General features: G+C 69.5%; 18 protein-coding genes. 6 read left to right on the top strand and 12 right to left on the bottom strand.

Going from position 1 to position 19,561, the window contains the following annotated elements; all coding sequences use genetic code 11:
* The 3 genes from NX1_RS36585 to NX1_RS27630 form a co-directional block, all read right to left on the bottom strand.
* Positions 1-174 (bottom strand): hypothetical protein, encoded by a 174-nt coding sequence (locus NX1_RS36585; protein WP_157120121.1) that lies wholly within the window; start codon positions 172-174, stop codon positions 1-3.
* A 30-nt stretch (positions 175-204) separates the two neighbouring features.
* The gene (locus NX1_RS27635; protein WP_068065415.1) at positions 205-1,305 is read right to left on the bottom strand and encodes a methyltransferase; all 1,101 of its coding nucleotides are present in this window, start codon (positions 1,303-1,305) and stop codon (positions 205-207) included.
* A gap of 168 nt (positions 1,306-1,473) precedes the next feature.
* Complete coding sequence (locus tag NX1_RS27630; protein WP_084501807.1) at positions 1,474-4,077, bottom strand: cytochrome P450; 2,604 nt, start codon at positions 4,075-4,077, stop codon at positions 1,474-1,476.
* A gap of 67 nt (positions 4,078-4,144) precedes the next feature.
* Between NX1_RS27630 and NX1_RS27625 the strand changes: the two genes are divergently transcribed.
* Entirely contained in the window at positions 4,145-5,425 is a 1,281-nt protein-coding gene (locus NX1_RS27625; RefSeq protein ID WP_068065412.1) for a glycosyltransferase, read from the top strand.
* Positions 5,426-5,598: 173 nt separating this feature from the next.
* Here the strand turns inward: NX1_RS27625 and NX1_RS27620 are convergent, their stop codons facing one another.
* The 7 genes from NX1_RS27620 to ligD form a co-directional block, all read right to left on the bottom strand.
* Complete coding sequence (locus NX1_RS27620) at positions 5,599-6,360, bottom strand: MerR family transcriptional regulator (protein ID WP_068065491.1); 762 nt, start codon at positions 6,358-6,360, stop codon at positions 5,599-5,601.
* A 155-nt stretch (positions 6,361-6,515) separates the two neighbouring features.
* Positions 6,516-8,021: a flavin-containing monooxygenase gene (locus NX1_RS27615; protein ID WP_068065409.1), complete on the bottom strand. Its 1,506-nt coding sequence runs from the start codon at positions 8,019-8,021 to the stop codon at positions 6,516-6,518.
* 11 nt (positions 8,022-8,032) lie between these two features.
* The gene (locus tag NX1_RS27610; protein WP_373864920.1) at positions 8,033-8,962 is read right to left on the bottom strand and encodes a ferritin-like domain-containing protein; all 930 of its coding nucleotides are present in this window, start codon (positions 8,960-8,962) and stop codon (positions 8,033-8,035) included.
* A gap of 1 nt (position 8,963) precedes the next feature.
* The gene (locus tag NX1_RS27605; RefSeq protein WP_068065406.1) at positions 8,964-9,863 is read right to left on the bottom strand and encodes an SDR family NAD(P)-dependent oxidoreductase; all 900 of its coding nucleotides are present in this window, start codon (positions 9,861-9,863) and stop codon (positions 8,964-8,966) included.
* 1 nt (position 9,864) lies between these two features.
* The gene (locus NX1_RS27600; protein ID WP_157120119.1) at positions 9,865-10,209 is read right to left on the bottom strand and encodes a hypothetical protein; all 345 of its coding nucleotides are present in this window, start codon (positions 10,207-10,209) and stop codon (positions 9,865-9,867) included.
* A gap of 99 nt (positions 10,210-10,308) precedes the next feature.
* The gene (locus tag NX1_RS27595; protein WP_068065401.1) at positions 10,309-11,259 is read right to left on the bottom strand and encodes a D-isomer specific 2-hydroxyacid dehydrogenase family protein; all 951 of its coding nucleotides are present in this window, start codon (positions 11,257-11,259) and stop codon (positions 10,309-10,311) included.
* 162 nt (positions 11,260-11,421) lie between these two features.
* Positions 11,422-12,381, bottom strand: coding sequence for a non-homologous end-joining DNA ligase (gene ligD / locus NX1_RS27590; protein ID WP_068065398.1), 960 nt, complete (start codon positions 12,379-12,381; stop codon positions 11,422-11,424).
* Between the two features lie 116 nt (positions 12,382-12,497).
* On the opposite strand from ligD, the gene NX1_RS27585 reads away from it, so the two are divergent.
* Together NX1_RS27585 and NX1_RS27580 are read left to right on the top strand one after the other, a co-directional pair.
* Positions 12,498-12,749: a DUF6364 family protein gene (locus tag NX1_RS27585; protein WP_067840783.1), complete on the top strand. Its 252-nt coding sequence runs from the start codon at positions 12,498-12,500 to the stop codon at positions 12,747-12,749.
* Entirely contained in the window at positions 12,746-13,054 is a 309-nt protein-coding gene (locus NX1_RS27580) for a hypothetical protein (RefSeq protein WP_067840785.1), read from the top strand. The genes NX1_RS27585 and NX1_RS27580 overlap by 4 nt, the downstream gene beginning before the upstream one ends.
* A 159-nt stretch (positions 13,055-13,213) precedes the next feature.
* Here the strand turns inward: NX1_RS27580 and NX1_RS27575 are convergent, their stop codons facing one another.
* Positions 13,214-14,656: an MFS transporter gene (locus tag NX1_RS27575; RefSeq protein ID WP_068065396.1), complete on the bottom strand. Its 1,443-nt coding sequence runs from the start codon at positions 14,654-14,656 to the stop codon at positions 13,214-13,216.
* Between the two features lie 77 nt (positions 14,657-14,733).
* Between NX1_RS27575 and NX1_RS27570 the strand changes: the two genes are divergently transcribed.
* Together NX1_RS27570 and NX1_RS27565 are read left to right on the top strand one after the other, a co-directional pair.
* The gene (locus NX1_RS27570; protein WP_068065393.1) at positions 14,734-15,414 is read left to right on the top strand and encodes a TetR/AcrR family transcriptional regulator; all 681 of its coding nucleotides are present in this window, start codon (positions 14,734-14,736) and stop codon (positions 15,412-15,414) included.
* The gene (locus NX1_RS27565; RefSeq protein ID WP_068065390.1) at positions 15,411-16,343 is read left to right on the top strand and encodes an NAD-dependent epimerase/dehydratase family protein; all 933 of its coding nucleotides are present in this window, start codon (positions 15,411-15,413) and stop codon (positions 16,341-16,343) included. Before NX1_RS27570 ends, NX1_RS27565 begins: the two co-directional genes overlap by 4 nt.
* A 218-nt stretch (positions 16,344-16,561) precedes the next feature.
* Here the strand turns inward: NX1_RS27565 and NX1_RS27560 are convergent, their stop codons facing one another.
* Positions 16,562-18,694 carry a RecQ family ATP-dependent DNA helicase gene (locus NX1_RS27560; protein ID WP_068065387.1) on the bottom strand — a complete coding sequence of 711 codons (2,133 nt, stop codon included), beginning with the start codon at positions 18,692-18,694 and terminating at the stop codon, positions 16,562-16,564.
* 383 nt (positions 18,695-19,077) lie between these two features.
* Between NX1_RS27560 and NX1_RS27555 the strand changes: the two genes are divergently transcribed.
* The gene (locus NX1_RS27555) at positions 19,078-19,560 is read left to right on the top strand and encodes a hypothetical protein (RefSeq protein ID WP_068065383.1); all 483 of its coding nucleotides are present in this window, start codon (positions 19,078-19,080) and stop codon (positions 19,558-19,560) included.
* Position 19,561 lies beyond the last annotated feature (1 nt).

Here is a 19,561-nt window from a genome sequence, read left to right as displayed (position 1 = left end):
TCAACCGCCGTAGCGCCGGATGACGTCCTGATCGGGATCGGCGGCCGGAAGGGCATGGTCGGACGCGCTGGGCCCGACGTAGATCTCCTCGATGTACCGCGTGGGCTCGGGCGGCAGATGCCGCCAATGTGCGCGCGGGTCCTCGGAGCGATCGCGAGATTCGTTTTGTGTCATGGCCTCCCCCTCTGGAGCACTACCACGATGCTACCGATCGGCCGGGCAGGCCTCCAGTATATTGTCGGGCGACGCGGTCGGTATCACGCGCAGCAGCGTGAAGCCATAGCGCGCCAAAAGATCTCGGTATTCCGATTCGCTTCGTTCGCGTCCGCCCGCGTTCACCAGCATCTCGATATCGATGTACTTGCCGGGATGCGGCCGATCGTGCTCGGGCAGTACGAGTTCCACGAGCAGCAGCCGCGCGTCCGGTCGCATCACGCGGCGCAGCGCGCGCAGAATCCGGCCCGCGTCCGGTTCCGGCCAGTCGTGGATGATGTGCTTGAGCAGATAGGCGTCGCCGCCCTCGGGCACTGACTCGAAGAACGATCCGGCCGTCACCGTGCAGCGATCGGTCACGCCGCGCTCGGCCAGATCCGGCGCCGCGTCGGCGACCACCTCGGGCAGGTCGAACAGAATGCCGCGGGAGCGCGGTGCGCGCCGCAGGATCTCGGCGAGCAGGCTGCCGCGCCCGCCGCCGACGTCGACGATGGTGTCGTAGCGCGCGAAATCGTGGGCCGCCAAAAGCGGTTCGAGGGCGAGCGTGCTGATGCTCGTCATGGCGTTGTCGAACAGCTCGCCGAGCTCGCGATCGGTCTGCACGTAGTCGAAGAACGGCATCCCGTTCACCCCGGTGCGCACCGGCCGTCCGGTGCGCACCGCGTCGGTGAGATGCGACCAGTGGCCGCGGTGCCGGGCGGACCCGAAGAACAGCGACGCGTCGCGCAGCGAGACCGGAGCGTCCCGGCACAGCGCCCGCGCCTGCGGGGTCAGCCGGTAGGCGCCGTCGCGCCGCTGCGCGAAGATGCCGTGGCTGATCAGCAGGCGCAACAGCCGGTGCAGCGCGTCCTCGTCGGCGCCCACCGCGGCGGCCAGTTCCGCGCCCTGTCGCGGACCGCGGGCGAGCTCGTCGGCGACGCCGAGTTCGGCGGCCGCCGCGATCGCCTGCGCCAGCCAGCCGGACGTCATCATCTCCATCAGCGCGATGTGGCCGGGAACCGTCCTTCGATGCAGCACGGCCAGCGCGGCACGAAAGCGTTCGACGGCGCGCAGCAGAGGGAGGGGCGGCATCGTGGTTCGTCCGTAGGCCATGGGCGGTCCGTTCCATCGGTCGGTCGTCGGCGCACTCGCTCATCGAGCAGCGTACGTCGCCCACCCGGTCGTCCGAAGGATATGCACCGCCCTGACCCCGGAACGACGATATGTCGCACCGGCGCGCGCCGGTTGTCTTCTGCTACGCCGATCGTCGCCCGGGGCCGATCACCTGCGGTGCAGCACGACCGGCAGCTTGGACGGCGACGGCACGAAATCGAGGGTGGCCGGCCGCACCCGATACTTCGGATCGGGCGTCGGCTGCCAGCGCGCGAACAGCGCCGCGGTGGCGAGGGTGATGGTCATGACCGCGAAATTGTTGCCGGGACAGTGCCGCGCTCCCACGCCGAACGGCAGGATCGCCTTCTTGTCGATCTCCTCGACCCGTCCGGCGAACCACCGATCCGGATCGAAGGTTTCAGGCGCGGGGTAGTAGCGCTCGGTGTGGTGCACGAGGTACGGGCTGTACACCACCATCGCGCCGTCGGGCAGGGTGACGCCGCCGATGGTGACCGGCCCGTCGGCGGTCTGCGTGCTCACCCACGGCCCCCAGAATCGCAATGTCTCCAGCACCACAAGTCGCAGATACGGCAGCGCGACCACGTGGTCCGGCCGGACGGGCGACTTGCCGACGAAATCGTCCAGTTCCCTGCGCAATTCGTCGCCGACGTCGCGGTTGCGCATGGTCTCGTGCCAGACCCAGGCCATGATCGAAGCCGTCGAGCCGACGCCCGCCGCCAGCATCAGGATCAGTTCGTCGACGATCTCGTCGTCGGTCAGGCGCGCGCCGGTCTCCGGGTCGGTGTGGCGGACCAAGCCCGAAAGCACGTCGTGGAAATCCCGGTCGGCCCTCCGGTATTCGGCGACCACCGCGCCGATCTGCGCCCGCAGCGCGGCGGACTTGGCGGCGAAGCGGCGATTCGCGATCACCCGGAGCCGCCGCACCGGCAGCGGCAGCGCGGCCCGCTGGATCACCTGACCGAGCAGCCAGGGAATGTTCTCGCGCACTTCGCGTTTCGCCGACGCGCCGAAGTCGGCGGTGAACAGGGTCGCGGAAATGATGTCGAGCACCAGCCGGTGCGCCTCGTCCACCAGATTCAGCTCGCGATCCGCGGGGAGTCCGGCTGCCCACGCGTTGGCCAGCTCCGCGGCGACGGCGGTGTACTCGGCGAGCCTGCGCTGACGCAGCGCGGGCGCGATCATGCGGCGGCGCAGCTCGTGCGGTGCGCCGCTGAGCACGTTCGAGGCATCGTGGATCACCTCGTGCGTCGCCTCCCGCAGCTCCTCGCGGTGGAACGACCCGGCCTCGCCGAAGCCGACCTCGCGGATCAGCTCGGGCGTCGTCAGCACGTAGGCGGGCCGCGGGCCGAGGTAGATGCGCACGATCGGCCCGATCTCGGCCAGCCCGGCGACGAACGGCAGCCCGCCGCGCAACGCGGCGAGGCTGTGACCGAGCAGCGGGAGACGACCGGGAGCGGTGGGAATGGCCGCCTGCGCCGCGGTGCGGTCGGCACCGCCCGTCAGCTCGGTGTATTCGGCGACGATTTGGTCGGTCAGCCGCGACTGCCGAGCCGTATCGGCATACTCGCTCAGTACCTTTCGCATCGGGATCAGCCGCGCCGGATCGGCGGCAAGGTCGCGCAGCGTCGTGGCGATCGAGTCCGCCGAGGGATCTGGCGTCCGGACACCGCCGCCCACGGGCACCGTCTCCGCGAGATCGGGATCGCAGTAGACCACCGGCAGCCCCATGGCCACGGCCTCCAGCAGTGCCATGCCTTGGGTGTCGAATCCCGCGGAGGGGAACAGCAGTACGTCGTGCGCCGCCATCGCGGTGAGGCAGTCGAGCTGGGGCACGCCGCCGTGCAGCCGGACGCGGTCCGCGAGCCCGCCCTTCTCGATCGCGGCGCGGGCCGCCGCCGCCAGCTCACCGGTGCCGTAGACGTCCAGCGTGCAGCCTGGCGTCCGGCGGACGGCCTCGATGGCTTCCATCAGCCGCTTCTCCGGCGACAACCGCGCGCACCACAGCACCCGCAGGGGCGCTGGGTCTTCCGCGACGGCCGCGGTGAAAGTCGCTGTGGACTCGTTCGTTTCGCCGCTGTCCGGGTGCGTGGCCGCGGCGGCGCGGGCCTCGTCGAGCAGTGCGTCGTCGATACCGTTGGAGATCACCCGAATCGGGCGGTCGAGCCCGTGCGCGCGGAAACGGTCGGCGAAGTGTTCGGTCGGCACGATCACCCGATCCGCGGCGCGCGCGTGGTTCACCATCGTGTGCCAGGCGTGCCGCGCCGCGCGCGTTTCGTTGTTGCGCGACAACGATTCCCGGTGCGGAACGAAGCGTCCGTGCAGCATCCGCACGGCGAGCGCGGACAGGTACGGCGCCGGCGACGTGTGCTGGATGAACGCGTCGTCGCGGCTGTGCACCGTCTGCACGACCGGAATCCCGTGGCGGCGCGCGGCGCGTAGCCCCGCGATCGCGACGCCGTAGGTGGTGTGCAGATGCACGACGTCGACCGGATCGCGGTCGGCGAAGGCCGCGTCGATGCGGCGACCGTTCTCCGGCGTCGGCAGCACCATCGCGAATCCGTTCACCCGCACGCCCGCGAGTGCCGAAAGGACCACCACGTCGGGGTCGGGTTCGGTAGATTCCGGCGTGGGTGCGGCGACGACGGTGACCCGGTGACCGGCCCGTGCCAGACCGCTCCGCAGGGCGTTCACCGATGTCTGGATTCCGCCGAGAGTGGCGGGATGGAAGTCGGTGAACAACGCGACGTGCATGGCCCCACCGTACGGACGCAGGAGGTCCGATGAGGGAGAATCGCGCCGACCGGCTGGAGGCGACGGCATGAAGGTGGCGATACCGCTGACCGGCACCCGCGGGGACGTGCAACCCGCGGTGGCGCTCGGTCTGGAACTGCGCCGCCGCGGCCACGAGGTGACCGTCGGCGCTCCGCCCAATCTCACCGATTTCACCGCACGCGCCGGGCTGACCGCGATCCCATGCGGTCCGGACGTGCAGCAGCTGTACGCCTCCGACGAGGGGCAGCGCGCGCTGGCCGCGGGCAGCAGTTTCCGCTTGATGCAGCTGGTCGGCAAGCAGATGGCCGGCTACGCCGAGCGGATGAACCGGGAGGTCGTCGAGGTCTGCCGCGACGCCGACATCATCGTCTCGACCTTGCTCACCGAGGATCGGGCCGCGTCGGTGGCCGAGGCGATGCGGGTGCCGATGGTGACCATGCACGGATTCCCCGGCCGCAGGAACGGGGCGTATCCGTTCCCCGGCGCGCTGCCGCCGCACTGGCGTCCGCCCGCCGCGGTCAACCGCGCCACCTGGACGCTGGCCGAGAACCTGCGGAGGGTGGTGTTCCTGCGCTACCTCGACCGATTGCGCCGCGAACTCGGCTTGCGCAGGTCGGTGGCGAGCACCGCGGCCATGCTGGATCGCCGCGGCGTGCCCGAGGTGCAGATCTACGACCGCGCGCTGGTGCCGGGTCTGGCCGAGGAGTGGGGTGAACGCAGGCCGCTGGTCGGCTTCCTGCCGCTCGAGCGCTCGGCGCGCGAGGCGGTGGGCGAGCTCGCCGCCGATCACAGCGAGGTGCTGGCCTGGATCGCGGAGGGCGAGCCACCCGTGTACTTCGGATTCGGCAGTATGCCCATCAGGGACACGCACGCGGTGCTCGGCATCGTGGAGCAGGTCTGCGCGCGGCTCGGCAAGCGCGGGCTGGTGAGCGCGGGATGGAGCGATCTGGACGCCGCGAACGCCGAAACCGGCCCGAACGTGCGAGTCGCCGGACCGCTCGCGCACGACATCGTCTTCCCCCTGTGCGCCGCGGCCGTGCACCACGGCGGCATCGGCACCACCTTCGAGAGCCTGCGCGCGGCCCTGCCGACGCTGGTCTGCTCGGTGTCGTTCGACCAGCCGATGTGGGGCGGTCAGGTCGAACGGCTCGGGGTCGGCGCGCACCTGCCGTTCCAGCGGCTGGATGCGGAGCGGCTGACCGAAGGCGTGCGGACCTTGCTCGCGCCGGAGACCGGGCAGCGGGCGAAAAACCTGGCGGCGCAGCTTCATTCGAGCTCCGACGCGACCCGGCGCACGGCCGACATCGTCGAGCGTGCCGCGACGTGAATGCACTGGGTACACGAGAATCAGCCCGCCACACCGGTGATCGGCACCGTGCGAAGTCTCCTGGCGACCGGTCGGGGAGGGCAGGCCGTCGCGGCGGTGCTGTGGTGCCTCGGGCTCACACCGTCGTCGGATACGGCTGCGCCGCGGTGCTGTACGCGCGGCGGTAACGCGCCTCAGGAGCGTTTGCCGGTGCGCTTGGCTTCCCGCTCGGCGGCGGTGGCGAGATACTCGCCGAGTTCGCGGCGCAGCGTCACATCGAGCGACCGCGCGAGGGTGGCGTGCACCGAGGCGGTGGCCAGCTCCCGCATCTTGTTCAACATCGTTGTGGTCTCGGCGATTTCGCCGCTGGTCTGCGGCAGCCAGCCCGGACCGTGCTCATCGATGATGTGCTGCTTGGCCGCGGTGATCATGATGTGGGTGATGTCATCGATCCGGTCGGCGACCTTGGCGTAGATCTCGATGAGGGTGCGCAGCTCCAAGCCGTATTCGTGCAGTTCGGCGAAGGAGGCCAGCAGCTGGGTGTCGGTGAACACCACGGTCTCGCCCTCGACGCGGACCAGCTTCATCTCGGTCAGCCGGGCGACCAGATCGGCGGCCTCGGCGCCGAGCAGCGTGTCGATCAGCTCGCGTGGCACTTCGAAGGTCTCGGTCTTCGCCCAGCTCGCGGTGACCGCGTGTTGCAGGCCGAGCACCTCGGTCAGGTCCTTGCCGGTCTCCCAGCTGGTGATGAAATCGGCGATGTGCGCGGTGGTGAAGCCGCGCTGCAACAGCGCGTCGATCAGTCGCAGCCGGTCCAGGTGCGCCTCGCCGTAGATGCTGGCCCTGCCGTCTTTGCCGATCGGCGGCGGCAGCAGGCCGCGCTCCTGGTACGCGCGCACGTTGCGGGTGGTGGTGCCCGCCGCGCGAGCCAGATCGTCGATCCGGTACTCGGCCACCGCGCTCACCTCCTCGCCCGCCGCGGCGCATCGGATACCCCGGCGGCCCGCGAGCTTGATCGTCGAAGAGACCGAGTTTAGCGAGACGAGCCCGGGGGCACCGGCGGGGCGCGCGCCGGGCTCGCGTCGCTGCGGCAGGCCGGACGACGCGCTCGCTAGGAGACCGCCGCGATCCGCGCCGCCCGCGTGCCCGCGTCGGCGGCCACCACGTGATAGTCCTCGAGCCGCAGATCGCGCAGCTGGTGCACGTACTGCGTCGCGAAACCGGGGTACATGGTGGCGTTGAAACCGTCGTCGGTCAGGTACCAGCTGCGGCAGCCGGAGTTCCACGTGGTCGCGCTGAGCCTGCGCTGAATCGCCGCGTTGTACCGGTCCTGGCGGTCCCTGCGGACGTCGAGCATGCGCAGGTCGCGATCCAGGACGGCGCCGATCGCCTCGACCAGGTAGTCGATCTGCGCCTCCATGTAGACCAGCGCCGAATTGTGGCCGGGTCCGGAATTCGGCCCGAAGGTGAAGAACAGATTCGGATAGCCGGACACGGCGACGCTCTTGTACGCGTACGCGCCCCGCGACCACTCCTCGGCGAGCACCCGGCCGTCGCGGCCGGTGATCGGGATCGGCGTGCCGGTCTTGGACACGTCGAACCCGGTCGCGAACACGATGCAATCCGCTTGGTGCTCAACGCCTTCCGCGGTGCGGACGCCGTGTGGTGCGAGGCGCGCGATCGGCCAGGTGATCAATTTGCAGTTGTCGCGCTGCAACGCCGGGTAGTAATCGTCGGTCATCAGCAGGCGCTTGCACCCGGCGCGGAAGTCCGGCGTCAGCTGGCGGCGCAGCCACGGATCGCGCACCTGCCTGCGCAACTGGGCCCGTCCGACGAGTTCGACCACCCGGGTCAGCGGGGTGTTCCACACGACGCCGAGCGCCACCGACTCGTGCCCGTAGAACCAGGCGCGCCTGGCCAGTGATTCCGCCACTGGCACGTGCCGGTAGAGGCCCTTGGCGATCGGGCCGGTGCGCCGGTTCACCCGGGGCAGCACCCAGCCCGGCGTGCGCTGAAACACCTTGACCGAGGCGGCCTTCTCGACCAGGTCGGGGATGATCTGCACGGCGCTCGCCCCTGTTCCGATCACCGCGACCCGCTTGCCGGTGAAGTCGTAGTCGTGATCCCAGCGGGCACTGTGGATCTTGTGCCCTTCGTAGGTCTCGAAGCCGCGGATGGCGGGGAAGTTCGCGTTGGCCAGCGGTCCTGAGGCGAGTACCACGGTGCGCGCCCGCACCGGAGCGGCGCCTTCGATCGCGACGTCCCACATGCCCGCGTCCTCGTCGAATACGATTCCGGTGACGGTGCAACCGAATCGGACGTGCGGACGCAGCCGATGCCGCGCCGCCATCCCCTCGATGTAGCCGAGGATCTCCGCGCTGCCCGAATAGGTCTGCGACCAGTTCGGATTGGGCGCGAAACTGTAGGAGTACAGCCGCGACGGAATGTCGCAAGCGGCACCGGGATAGGTGTTGTCGCGCCAGGTGCCGCCCAGTGCGGCGCCGCGCTCCAAGATGGCGAAATCCTCGATGCCACGCTGCTTCAAGCGGATCGCCGCGCCGATGCCCGCGAAGCCGCCGCCGATCACCGCGACGTCCAGCGTCTGGGTAGTGGTCATGACGTCGTCTCTCATGCCGCGGGCTCGTAGGTGATCTCCTTGGCCCAGGTGGGATCTCCGCGCAGCAACCGCTTCGGCACCCGCGCGGTGACCTTGACCAGAGCGTCTGCCAGCAAGTGATACGGGTGATCTCGGTTCACCACCCAGCCGCCGTGCATCTTCACGATCTGATACATCGGCAGCCTGCGCGCGAAATCGCTGCGCTCGCCGACATTGCGGTAGCGCTTCAGCGCCGTGTAGAGCTTCTCCTCGTCCACGCCCATCGCGACGATGTTGTCGCGCATCTTGTTCAGCAGCGGCACGTAGCTCAGCACGCCGATCAGGAAGGTCGGCTTGACCCAACCGCCGATCAGCTCGATGAGCAACTTGCGCATCTCGGCGTGCCCGAGCAGGTCCATCACCGCGAAATCGACCGCGAGATGCCGAGATTCGTCGGCGTTGATCCGCTTGAACGCCTCCTGGCAGACCGGATCCTCGATCTCGTCCATGATGAACTTGACCAGTGCTCCGTCCAGCGCCACCTCTAGCATCGGGATCACCGTGCCGAGGAACGACAGCGACATGTCGTCGGAGTACTTGTCCAGGAAGTCGATGACCAGCTTGACGTTCACGTTGGGCTGCGGGATCTCGTCGCCGTCCAGCATGCCCCAGCGGCGCATCAGCGCCAGTTCGGCGTTGGCGTGCTTCTGTTCCTCGGCGTGGAAGTAGCGGTAGATCTCGCGCAGGGTTTCGGTGGGCGCCTTCTTGGCCATGGCCGCGAAACCGCGAGCGCCGACGTTCTCGATCCACATCAGATCGGCCATGAAGGGCTTCAGGCGCGCGTGCAGCTCGGGTGTGATGGTCTCCGCACCGGGCGCGTCCCAGTCGATGTCGGCCAGCGCCCACTGGCGGTCCTCGATCTTGCGGAGCATGTCCTCGAAGTCCATAGCGATGGCGGCCATGTCAGACTCCCGTCTTGTCGGTGACCGCGGAGCGGTCCGTAGCGGTCGATTCGTCCTGCGGCAGCAGCCTTTCCAGCAGGCCGAGGGCGAAGGTGTACGGCGCGGGGAAGTAGCGCTTGAGACGCCAGATCAGCTGCGCGTCGAGTTGCGGCAGCACGTAGAGGCTGCCGTGGTCGTTGGCGTCGAGCGTGACGCGTACGACGTGTTCCGGGGTGAAACCGGTCCAGCGCATGAGGGTTTCGGCCAGCCGCATGGACTGGGCGGTGATGCGGCCGTCCCTGGCCACATTGGTCTCGACGAAGGTGGGGCACAACACCGTGACAGCGACCCCGCTGCCGCTCAGTTCGGCGGCCATGGTCTCCGACAGCGAAAGCACCGCGGCCTTCGAGGTGTTGTAGACGGCCATCGAAGGCGCGGCCGCGAAGGCGGCCGCCGAGGCGACGTTGACGATGCCGCCGCGGCCCGCCTCCCGCAGCATCGGGGTGAAGATCTCGCAGCCGTGCACCACGCCCCAGAGATTGATGCCGAGCGCCCATTCCCAGTCGGCGAAACCGATGGCGCCCACGGGTTTTCCGCCGATGCCCACACCCGCGTTGTTGATCACCAGTGAGACCGGCTCGTCGAAGACCGACTCGGCGAAGCGGGCCAGCACCTCCACATCCGCGCGCCGGGACACATCGCAGCGGAAGGCGTGCGCGGCGCCGGGACGGGTGCGCTCGATGAGCGCGACGGTCTCCTCGGCGCGCGCCTGGTCGATATCGGCGCAGACCACCTGACCGCCGCGGGCCGCGAGCTCGACCGCGAAGGCGCGGCCGATGCCGCTGCCCGCGCCCGTCACCACGGCCCGCGCGCCGTGGCTGCGGCGCGATCGAAAGTTCAGCGGGACAAGTCTTTCCAACATTTCAGCTCACCCGTTCCACATCGGTGCGCGCGGCCAACGCCGCGCCGAGGAATTGCGCGGCCCGGCGTAACGCCAGGTCGGCCTCGGGAACAGCCGGGGCTCGCACCCACTCGCCGCGCACCGCGCCTGCGCGACCCCGGTCGGCGATGGTGCCCGACGGGGGTGGTCCGGCCGCCGACATGATCGCGGCGATCAGGTTGCGCGCGAACCAGATGCCGGGCGTGTTCAGGGGAATGGCGCAGTTCAGCGGCCGCAATCCGTACTCGGCGGCCGCGGCGGCAAGACCGCCGCGCAGGGAAGGCGCGGCGGGAACGCCGGGGACCGAGGTCCTCGTTGACCTTGTCATGCTGCCAAGGATCATCTGTTAATGTGCCATTTGTCAATGGCAGATTGGGCGCGCTCTCGTTACGGCCAGGAGGACCCCGGCCGTCGCTGGTGTCAGTGGTCAGTAGCCGCGAGCGGGATCGATCGGGGCGAGCAGTTCGCGTCCCGCGACGAAGCGGACGACGTTCGCCTCGACGTGGTCGGCGAAGGCGGCGAAACGCAACTGCGGCGGATTCGAATCATGCGGCGTCACAATGGCATTCGGCAACACCCAGAGCGGATGCCCGTCCGGCAGCGGCTCCGGGTCGGTGACGTCGAGCCCGGCGCCCGCGATCGCGCCGGAGGCGAGCGCCGCCACCAGCGCGTCCGTGTCGACCAGGCTGCCGCGGGCCACGTTGATCACCCACGAGGACGGCTTGAGCCGGGCCAGCACTTCGGCGCTGATCAGGTGCTGGGTATCGGCGGTCGCGGGCGCGGCCACCACCACGTGATCGGTGCGCGGCCAGATCTTGGACACCTGCTCGGCCGAGATCGTCTCGACCGTCGGCGGAATGCCTGGGCCGGTGACCGGTCGCCCGGACCGGTTCACCGCGATGATGTGCGCGCCGAGCGGGACGAGCATCAGGATCAGCGCGCGGCCGATGCCGCCCGCGCCGACGATGGTGACCGTCTTGCCGCGCAGGGTGTCGACGTGCGGGAAGAAGTCCTGCTGGCGCCAGCTGCCCGCGCGCAGGTGCTCCGGCAGGTAGCGCACCCCGGCGAGCAGCATCATCAGCGCGTGCTCGGCCACGCTGGCGGCGAAAGCGCCTGCGGCGGAGGTGAACCGGACGTTCGGATGACGCGCGATCAGACCCCCGGTGAACCAGTCCTCGACGCCCGCCGCCGGCAGCTGCACCCACTCGATGGATTCGGGCAGCCGCTCGGGGAACTCCCCTGGCCCGCCCGACCAGATCAACGCCCTCGCGTCGGCGAGGTCGCTCAGCGTCGCGCCGCCTTCGGTGACCGCCTTCTCCAGCAGCGTCGGCGCGGGCTGGGTGGGACCGATCGCGATCGGTACTGCCGTCTCGTTCACGACAGCGCCTCGCCCACGCTCGGCTCGGTCGCGCACAAGGACGCGCTGAGCCACTGGATCACTCGCTGACGCTCGATCACGATCGCGGACCTCCTTCGCCCGGCACCGACGGCCCGTGCTCGGACCGACTGCTCGACACCGCGACGGTAGCACCACGCGGTACTAGGAATCCTCCTCCGGCGGCTCCGTCTCGAGACGATCCCGGTCGGCCCACTCCAGCAGTTCGTCGATGGCGAAGACGGCGTCGTCGATTCCGGCGTGCAGGTCGCCGACCTCGGCGTAGCGGGACGGCACCGTCTTCATGGTGAAGTCGCGCGGATCGATGTCGGGAATCTCGTCCCAGCGGACCGGCGTGGAGACGGTCGCCTCCGGCACGCCGCGCACCGAATAGGCCGCGGCGATGGTGTGATCGCGGGCGTTCTGGTTGTAGTCGACGAACAGCAGTTCCGGGTCGCGGTCGCGTCGCCACCACGTGGTGGTGACGTCGTCGGGGGCGCGGCGCTCCACCTCGTGCGCGAATGCCAGCGCCGCCCTGCGCACGTCGGCGAAACCGTGCTCCGGCGCGATCCGCACGTACACGTGCAGCCCGTTGCCGCCCGAGGTCTTCGGCCAGCCAACGGCGCCGAGTTCGTCGAGCACCTCGTGCACGACGCCCGCGACGCGCTGCACCCGCGGCCACGGGCAGTCCGGCATCGGGTCCAGGTCGATGCGCCACTCGTCGGGTCGTTCGGTGTCGGCGCGGCGGGAGTTCCACGGGTGGAACTCGACGGTCGACATCTGTACCGCCCAGATCACGTCGGCCAGTTCCCGCACGCACAGCTCGTCGGCGTGTCTGCCGTAGCGCGGGAAGAAGACCCGCACCGTCGGAATCCACTCCGGCGCGCCCTGCGGCAGTCGCTTCTGATGCACCTTGTCGCCGGACAGGCCCTTGGGAAAGCGGTGCAGCATGCACGGACGGTCGCGCAGCGCGTTGACGATGCCGTCGCCGACGCTCAGGTAGTACTGCACGAGATCGAGCTTGGTCGCACCGGTCTCGGGGAAGTACACCCGATCCGGGTTGGAGATGCGCACCGTGCGGTCACCGACATCCAGCTCGACGGCCGATGAAGACTTGCTCGCCACGGTCCGAGCTTACGGGTCGGACCGGACGACGTCCGACCGAAACGCGGTCCGAACGGCGCCCGATCCGCACACCGCCCTGGTTCCGCACCGTGCACCGTTCTGGTATGCATGAAGGTATGAGCAAGGCGACGCGTATCACGGTGACGCTGGATCCGCAGGTCGCCGAATGGGCCAAGCAGGCCGCCGAGCGCCAGAACCGCAGTCTTTCTTCGCTGATCAACGCGTCGCTGCGTTCCGCGCTCGTGCACGACAGTCTCACCAGCCTGACCGTCGACGACGCCGCCGACCTGGCCGCCGCCCACGACGAACTCGACCTCACCGAGTCGGCCGCCGCCGACGCCCGCCGCCGCTCCCGCGGTGCCGCATGAGGCGCGGCGAAATCTGGAGCTACGCACCGACTCTCAGCGACGGCACGCCCTTCCCGCGGCGCAGCACGGTGGTACTGGTCTCCGACCCGGCCGTTATCACCTCGCCGTACCGCTGGTTGCACGTCGTCCCGGTGGTGGCGAGCGATCCCGGCCACGTGCTCGGGGTGTACACCGAACACGGCTGGGCGGACGCGCTGGAACTGCACCGCGCCTACCGGCCGTGGCTCACCGAGAAGCTGGGGAAGTTGACCGCCGCGGAGAGCGAGTCGCTGGACGCGAGCCTGCGGGCGACGCTGAGTTTGTAGTGGTGTATCGCGCCTGCTCTCGCCGAGGGTGTCGCTATCTGTGCTCAGGGCAGCGACAGGCATGAGCACGGAGCATCACCGCGAGCCTGTGTTCGCCGCGATGTGTCGCAGCAGCCCGCATTCGAAGCTTCGCTTGCTCGTTGCCATCAGGGTTTCCGATCACTCGTGGACTGCGGCCGAGGCTTCGGATTTCGGCTCTGTGACTGGAGTTGGACCGGTGCGTAGCAAGGCAACTGTGAGTACAGCGCCGGTCGCGGCCAATGCGGCAGCGACCGCGAATGCGATGTTCAAGCCCGCCCGGTAGGCGTCGGCTGCCGTGGAATTGCGGGTTGTGAGCTCGGCGATCAGCAGGACGCCCGTGACCCCGAGCCCCGACCCGACGCGCTGTGCGGTGTTGACGATGCCCGCCGCGATCCCGGCGTCGGCTTTGTCGACCGAGGTGACCGCGGGGGCCGTGACGCCGACGAAGGCGGCGGGCAGGCCGACGCCGAGCAGTATCGCGCCGGGCAGCACATCGATCAGGTAGCTGCCGTGCTCGGGTAGGCGGGCGAACCAGGCCATGGCCAGGGCTTGCAGCAAGAGGCCCGCGGTCAGCACTCGCCAAGCGCCCAGCCGATCCAGCGCATAGGGCAGCAGGGTGCGGGAGATCACGATGTTCACCACGGCGACCGGCAGCACCGCGAGGCCGGATTCGGTCGGGCTGTAGTGCTGGGTGTTCTGCAAGTACAGCGCCAGCAAGGCGAAGGTCGGTACGTGCGCCGCGCCGACCAGCGCGTTCACCAGAGCCGACCCGCTGACCTCACGAATGGTGAACAGCCGCAACGGCATCAGGGGATGGGTACTGCGTGCTTCGAGGAACACGAAGCACGCCAGCACCGTGACCCCCACCGCGAGCAGGGCCACCGCCAAGGTTCGTGCCGACTCGTCTCCGACAGCGCCGATGGCATAACCGATGATCAACAGCGCCGCGGTACCGGTGATCGCGCTGGGCGCATCGAGCCGGCGCACGGCTCGATTCGGCCGTGCCGGATCCGGCGGCAGCACCCGGACGAACGCCACCGCCAGCATCCCCACGGGCAGATTGATCAGGAAGATCGACGGCCAGCCGAACAGATCGGTCAGCGGTCCACCAACCGCGGTGCCGACGGCCGCGCCCGCGGCACCCATGGCACTCCACACCCCGAAGGCGCGATTCCGCATGCCGGGCTCGGTGAACGTCGCGGCGAGCAAGGCCAGCTGAGCGGGGATGACTACGGCCGCGCCGAGACCTTGCAACGCCCGCGCGGCGGTGAGAATCATTGGCTCCGTGGCGAAACCGGCCAGCGCGGACGCCACGGTGAATACGGTGAGGCCGCCCGCGAACACCCGGCGCGGACCGAGCAGGTCAGCGGCGCGCCCGCCGAGCAACATGAATCCGCCGAAAGTCAGCAGGTAGGCGTTGGTCACCCAGCCCAGTCCCGCCTCATCGAGCCCGAGGTCCGCCCCGATGCTGGGTAGGGCCACATTCAGCACGGTCGTGTCCAGGAAGACCACCAGCTCGACGACCGTGATCAACAGCAGGATCAACCGGTCTCTCGGCCCCTGGATTCCCTTGCTCGCCATGAGCTACTCCTCTCACTAGAGTGTTACTCCAGTGAGATTTCACTAGAGTCACGCTCTAGTCAAGTAGTATTCGAGGCATGACAGGGAAAAGCGCCGGCACACGAGCGGCCAAGACGACGGCCAACCGAGCCAAAATGCTGGTGGCGGCACGCGAACTGTTCGCTACCCGCGGCTACACGGCCACGACCATGAAGGCCATTGCCGATGAGGCGGGAATGGCCGTGCAGACGCTGTACTTCACCTTCGCCACCAAGCGCGCGATCCTGTCCGAACTACTCGACGTGGAGATCGCCGGTGACACCGAACCGGTTGCCACCATGGACCGCCCCTGGTTCGCCGCCGCCGTGGCGGCTGCCCCCGCCGAGCAGATCCGACTGCAAGTCGCCGCGGCGGCAACGATTTACACCCGCGTCAGCCCCCTGCTCGAAGTCGTCCGGTCGGCCGCGACGACCGACCCCGAACTCGCCGAGCTCTGGCAGACCAACATCACCCAGCGTCACCTTGTCCAACTCCGCCTCGCCGAGGCCCTCGCCGCTAAAACACCACTGCGCCATGGCATCACCGCGGCCCGAGCCGCCGACATCGCATTCGCAGTACTCGCCCCCGAGACCTATCGGTTGCTCGTCCACGATCGCGGCTGGACCGGCGACGAGTGGCAGTCCTGGGCCACCGACGCCCTCACCCTGCAGTTGCTTCCGTCGGGATCGTCCCGTGAGGAAGCCATGGGAGCCCCGCGGCCGAAGGACGCTCGTCGATGAGTGTGCTGGTTTTGGGTGGATACGGAGCGGTCGGTGCACACCTGGTGCGGCTGCTACGCGCCGACGGCATCCCAGCGTTCGCGGCCGGACGTGACGCGGCACGCGCGGACCGGGTAGTCGATCTCGCCGCGATGGACAGTATCGAGACCGCGTTGTCCGGAGTATCGATGGTGGTGAATTGCGCAGGTGTCGAAGACATCCGGCTCGCCAACGAGTGTGCCCACCGAGGGCTTCCGTTCGTCGAGATCTCCGCGACCTCTGACTACGTACAGGCACTGGAGCGCGTCGCGGGGCCGATAGTCCTCGGTGTCGGATTGGCGCCCGGCCTGACAACCCTGCTCGCCGTCAACGCGCTGGCGAGCGACGCAGGCCCGGTCGACATCATGATCGGGCTCGGGTCCGGCGAACACCACGGACCCGCCGCGACAGCCTGGACCTACCGGCTGATGGGACAACACTTCCCCGACCCCGACGGCACCGCCATCCGCAACTTCACCAGGCCCACACACTTCACGATTCCCGAACAGGCCGGGTACAAGCCGTTCCCCGCGCTACGCGCCGACTTCGCCGACCAGCACCGTCTCACCCGCGAATTCGCCGTACCGGTCCGCACCTACCTGCGACTCGACTCCCGCCTCGCCACCGCCGGACTGGCCGGTCTCACCTGGGCGCCTGCCCTGCGAGCGCTGACCCCAGCACGAATGCCCGGCAGCGACAGATGGGTCGTACTCGCCCGGACCGCCAACGGAGCGACACGGTGGGCGAGCGGCCGTGGACAATCTCTGGCCACCGCCGCGGTGGCCGCCACCACCGTTCGGGAGATCACACGCCGCCGAATCATCGAGCCGACATGGATCCACGAACTATTCGACCTCGACCAGCTGCGGCGCGATCTACCGGCGACGGGAATTCTGGTTTCCGCCCCGTAGCTGCGTTGCCGCCCACGGAACCGGATTCGAACTCTCCACTCGGAGCCCTGGCACCAGCACGTCGGCGAAGCCGAGGCTCTTCGCCTTGCCGAGATCGCCGCCGGTCAGCCGTCATCGTCTGGGCCGTCGCAGTCAGGACCCTGTATGCCTGGTCTGACCAGGTGTGGTTGCGTTCGCGAGCGCCGGTCTTGTGCGGGCCACTGCGTGGGCAGGTGCGGTCAGGTGACCGAGGCGAGCGCGAAGGGGAGGACGGCGGGTGCGCCCGCACGGCGGAGGGCGTGGGCCGCGACCGTGAGGGTCCAGCCGGTGTCGGCGCGGGCGTCGACCAGGAGAACCGGGCCGTCGAGACCGGAGAGGTCGGGGACGTCCCAGGAGTTGTAGAGGCCCGCGACGCGGTGCGCGGAGTTGGCCGCGGAGACCGGAGGGTGGCCGGGGCGGGTCGCCAGAGTGCCCAGGTCGCGGAGTCGGCCGACCTCGGCGAGGCGGGCGGCGAGCGTGGCGGTCAGCACGGCATGGCGCTCGGATGAGAGAGCCATGACCGAGGTGGGACGGGTGGACCAATCCCATTCCCGCAGAACCCCGATGCAGGCGTCGAAGACGACGTCGGGGACGGGGTCGTCGGGTGCGTCCAGCAGCGCGCGCAGACGTTGGCCCCAGCCGAGATCGGTGAGCCTGCCGAGCACCCGCCCGGTCTCCGCGCCGTCGGAGATCTTGCCGGACAACGGGATTCCGAGCTTGGCCATGCCGGTCGGCCACTGTTTGCGCGGCGCGAGGTCGAGGCCAGGGCGATCGAGGCGGGCGCGGGTTGCCGCGACGGCGTCGGCGTCGACCGTGGCATCGGGCCGCGCCCCGGTGCAGTTGTCGCAGCGGCCGCAGCCGGGCGCTCGAGCGTCCAGCGCGGGCAAGCCGGGGTCGTCGAGCTGGCGGCGCAGGAAGTTCATCCGGCAGGCGGTGGTCGACTGGTAGTCCAGCATCGCCTGCTGTTCGATCTCGCGGGCCGCGGCAAGGCGTTCGTAGCGTTCGGTGTCGTAGACCCACGGCTCGCCGGTGCTGACCCAGCCGCCGCGGACCCGGCGCACCGCGCCGTCCACGTCCAGCACCTTGAGCACCATCTCCAGCCGGGAACGGTTCAGCTCGACCAGCGGCTCGAGCGCCGCGGTCGACAGCGGGCGGTCCAGGTCCAAGGCGTCCAGCACGGTCCGCACGATGTGCTCGCGCGGGAAGGCCACCGAGGCGAAGTAGCTCCAGATCCGGGTGTCCTCCGGGCCGGGCAGCAGCACCACCTCGGCGCGCTCGGTACCGCGACCGGCGCGGCCGACCTGCTGGTAGTAGGCGATGGGTGAAGAGGGCGCGCCGACGTGCACGACGAAACCGAGATCGGGTTTGTCGAAGCCCATGCCGAGCGCGGAGGTCGCGATGAGCGCCTTGACCTCGTTGCGCAGCAGCGCCGATTCCAGCGCCTCGCGTTCGGCCGGGTCGGTCTGCCCGGTGTAGGCCGCGACGGTGTGGCCGTGCGAGTTGAGCACGTCGGCCAGATCGTGGGCGGCGGCGACGGTCAGCGTGTAGACGATGCCGGAGCCTGGCAGCCGGTGCAGGTGGCCGCTCAGCCAGGCCGTGCGCTCGACCGCGTCGTCCAAGCGCACGACCGACATGTGCAGCGACTCCCGGTCGAGCGTGCCGCGCAGCACCAGGGTGTCGGTACCGATTTGGGTCGCGACGTCGGTGACCACGCGGTCGTTGGCGGTCGCGGTGGTGGCCAGCACCGGCACGTCCGAGCCGAGATCGGCGATCAGGGTGCGGATGCGGCGGTAGTCGGGCCGGAAGTCGTGGCCCCAGTCGGAGACGCAGTGCGCTTCGTCGATGACCACCAAGCCCGCGTCGGCGGCCAGCCTCGGCAGGACCTGATCGCGGAAGTCCGGATTGTTCAGCCGCTCCGGGCTGACCAGCAGCACGTCGATCTCGCCTCCGGCGACCCGCTCGTGGATCTCGTCCCATTCGGTGACATTGCCCGAGTTGATGGTCGCCGCGACCACACCCGCGCGCTCGGCCGCCGCCACCTGATTGCGCATGAGCGCCAGCAGCGGCGACACGATCACCGTGGGGCCCCGCCCCTCGGCGCGCAGCAGCTTCGCCGCGATGAAATAGACGGCCGACTTGCCCCACCCCGTGCGCTGCACGACCAGGGCGCGCTGCCGCCGCACCACCAGCGCCTCGATCGCGGTCCACTGATCCTCGCGTAGCCGCGCGCCCGCCCCCGCCAGCTCGCGCAGCAACGATTCGGCCCGCTCCCGCAGGTCGGAAGTGGCGCCGTCGATCGCGAAACTCTCCTCGGCCGTGGTCACGCGCTCCATGGTGCCCCACCCCACCGACACCTTCCGCCGCCCGCCCCCATCCCGGCGCGGATGCTCGCCGTCTGGGAGATCGGCATGAATCCCGATCCGCTCCCGAACCGGCGATTCTGCGGGTGCTCCGTCGTCCGCCGCCACGCCGGCGCGGATGCCCGCTCTCTGGAGATCGGCGCGGAGTATCGATCCACCACTGAACCGGCGGCTTCGCGGGTGCTCCGCGTCCGACGCCACCCCGGTGCGGATGTCCGCCCCTGGGAGATCGGCGGGAAGTCCCGATCCGCCTCCGAACCGGCGGCTTCGCGGGATCATCGTGGTACCCGGTGGTCGCCCGAGAACGCCGCCGGGGCGACGATGAACAGCGATGGCGGGATCGCAGGAGGCGAACGATGTCGTACCAGTACCAGCCGCCCCCGAACTGGGCCCCGCCGGGCGCGCAGTTCCGCAGCAGCGGGAACGCGGGGCGAACGCTCGTCGCGGTGCTGACGGGTTTGGTGGTGACGCCGATCGGGATCGCGCTGGCCGCGCACGGCGCCGCCGACACCAGACAGTGGGTGATCCTCGGCGACACCGCCGACCGCCTCGGCTCGACCTTCCAAATCATCGGCGGCGCAGCGCTTCTGCTTTTGGTCGCCGCCCTCGCGGCCTACTCGCCCGTGGGAACGATCCTGGCCGGCCTGGTGTGGGGCGTGTTCCCGGGCATCGTCTACTTCCTGTTCCCGGACGACACTTTCCGCCTGATCGACGGCCTGCCGCTGATGTCCGCCGAGACTCGACTCGCGGTGCACGCCTGGGTGATCAACGGCAGCATCTTCCTAGCCGGTGTACTGCTGGTTGGCGCGGGAATCGCGGGCACGTTGCGCCGCCGCTGAA

Origin of the sequence: Nocardia xishanensis NBRC 101358 (genome assembly GCF_001613365.1) — a bacterium.
Classification (GTDB): Bacteria; Actinomycetota; Actinomycetes; order Mycobacteriales; family Mycobacteriaceae; genus Nocardia; species Nocardia xishanensis.
The sequence above is the reverse complement of the archived record's forward strand: the minus strand, read 5'-3'. Positions and strand labels throughout refer to the sequence as shown.

What these genes read in the sequence shown, in the direction of transcription:
- NX1_RS27605 (WP_068065406.1), bottom strand. Translation starts at nt 9,863, where the DNA reads ATGTTGGAAAGACTTGTCCCGCTGAACTTTCGATCGCGCCGCAGCCAC.
- NX1_RS27610 (WP_373864920.1), bottom strand. Translation starts at nt 8,962, where the DNA reads ATGGCCGCCATCGCTATGGACTTCGAGGACATGCTCCGCAAGATCGAG.
- NX1_RS27575 (WP_068065396.1), bottom strand. Translation starts at nt 14,656, where the DNA reads ATGGCGAGCAAGGGAATCCAGGGGCCGAGAGACCGGTTGATCCTGCTG.
- NX1_RS27560 (WP_068065387.1), bottom strand. Translation starts at nt 18,694, where the DNA reads ATGGAGCGCGTGACCACGGCCGAGGAGAGTTTCGCGATCGACGGCGCC.
- NX1_RS27630 (WP_084501807.1), bottom strand. Translation starts at nt 4,077, where the DNA reads ATGCACGTCGCGTTGTTCACCGACTTCCATCCCGCCACTCTCGGCGGA.
- NX1_RS27555 (WP_068065383.1), top strand. Translation starts at nt 19,078, where the DNA reads ATGTCGTACCAGTACCAGCCGCCCCCGAACTGGGCCCCGCCGGGCGCG.
- NX1_RS27600 (WP_157120119.1), bottom strand. Translation starts at nt 10,209, where the DNA reads ATGACAAGGTCAACGAGGACCTCGGTCCCCGGCGTTCCCGCCGCGCCT.
- NX1_RS27625 (WP_068065412.1), top strand. Translation starts at nt 4,145, where the DNA reads ATGAAGGTGGCGATACCGCTGACCGGCACCCGCGGGGACGTGCAACCC.
- NX1_RS27585 (WP_067840783.1), top strand. Translation starts at nt 12,498, where the DNA reads ATGAGCAAGGCGACGCGTATCACGGTGACGCTGGATCCGCAGGTCGCC.
- NX1_RS27570 (WP_068065393.1), top strand. Translation starts at nt 14,734, where the DNA reads ATGACAGGGAAAAGCGCCGGCACACGAGCGGCCAAGACGACGGCCAAC.
- NX1_RS27635 (WP_068065415.1), bottom strand. Translation starts at nt 1,305, where the DNA reads ATGGCCTACGGACGAACCACGATGCCGCCCCTCCCTCTGCTGCGCGCC.
- NX1_RS27580 (WP_067840785.1), top strand. Translation starts at nt 12,746, where the DNA reads ATGAGGCGCGGCGAAATCTGGAGCTACGCACCGACTCTCAGCGACGGC.
- NX1_RS27615 (WP_068065409.1), bottom strand. Translation starts at nt 8,021, where the DNA reads ATGACCACTACCCAGACGCTGGACGTCGCGGTGATCGGCGGCGGCTTC.
- NX1_RS36585 (WP_157120121.1), bottom strand. Translation starts at nt 174, where the DNA reads ATGACACAAAACGAATCTCGCGATCGCTCCGAGGACCCGCGCGCACAT.
- NX1_RS27565 (WP_068065390.1), top strand. Translation starts at nt 15,411, where the DNA reads ATGAGTGTGCTGGTTTTGGGTGGATACGGAGCGGTCGGTGCACACCTG.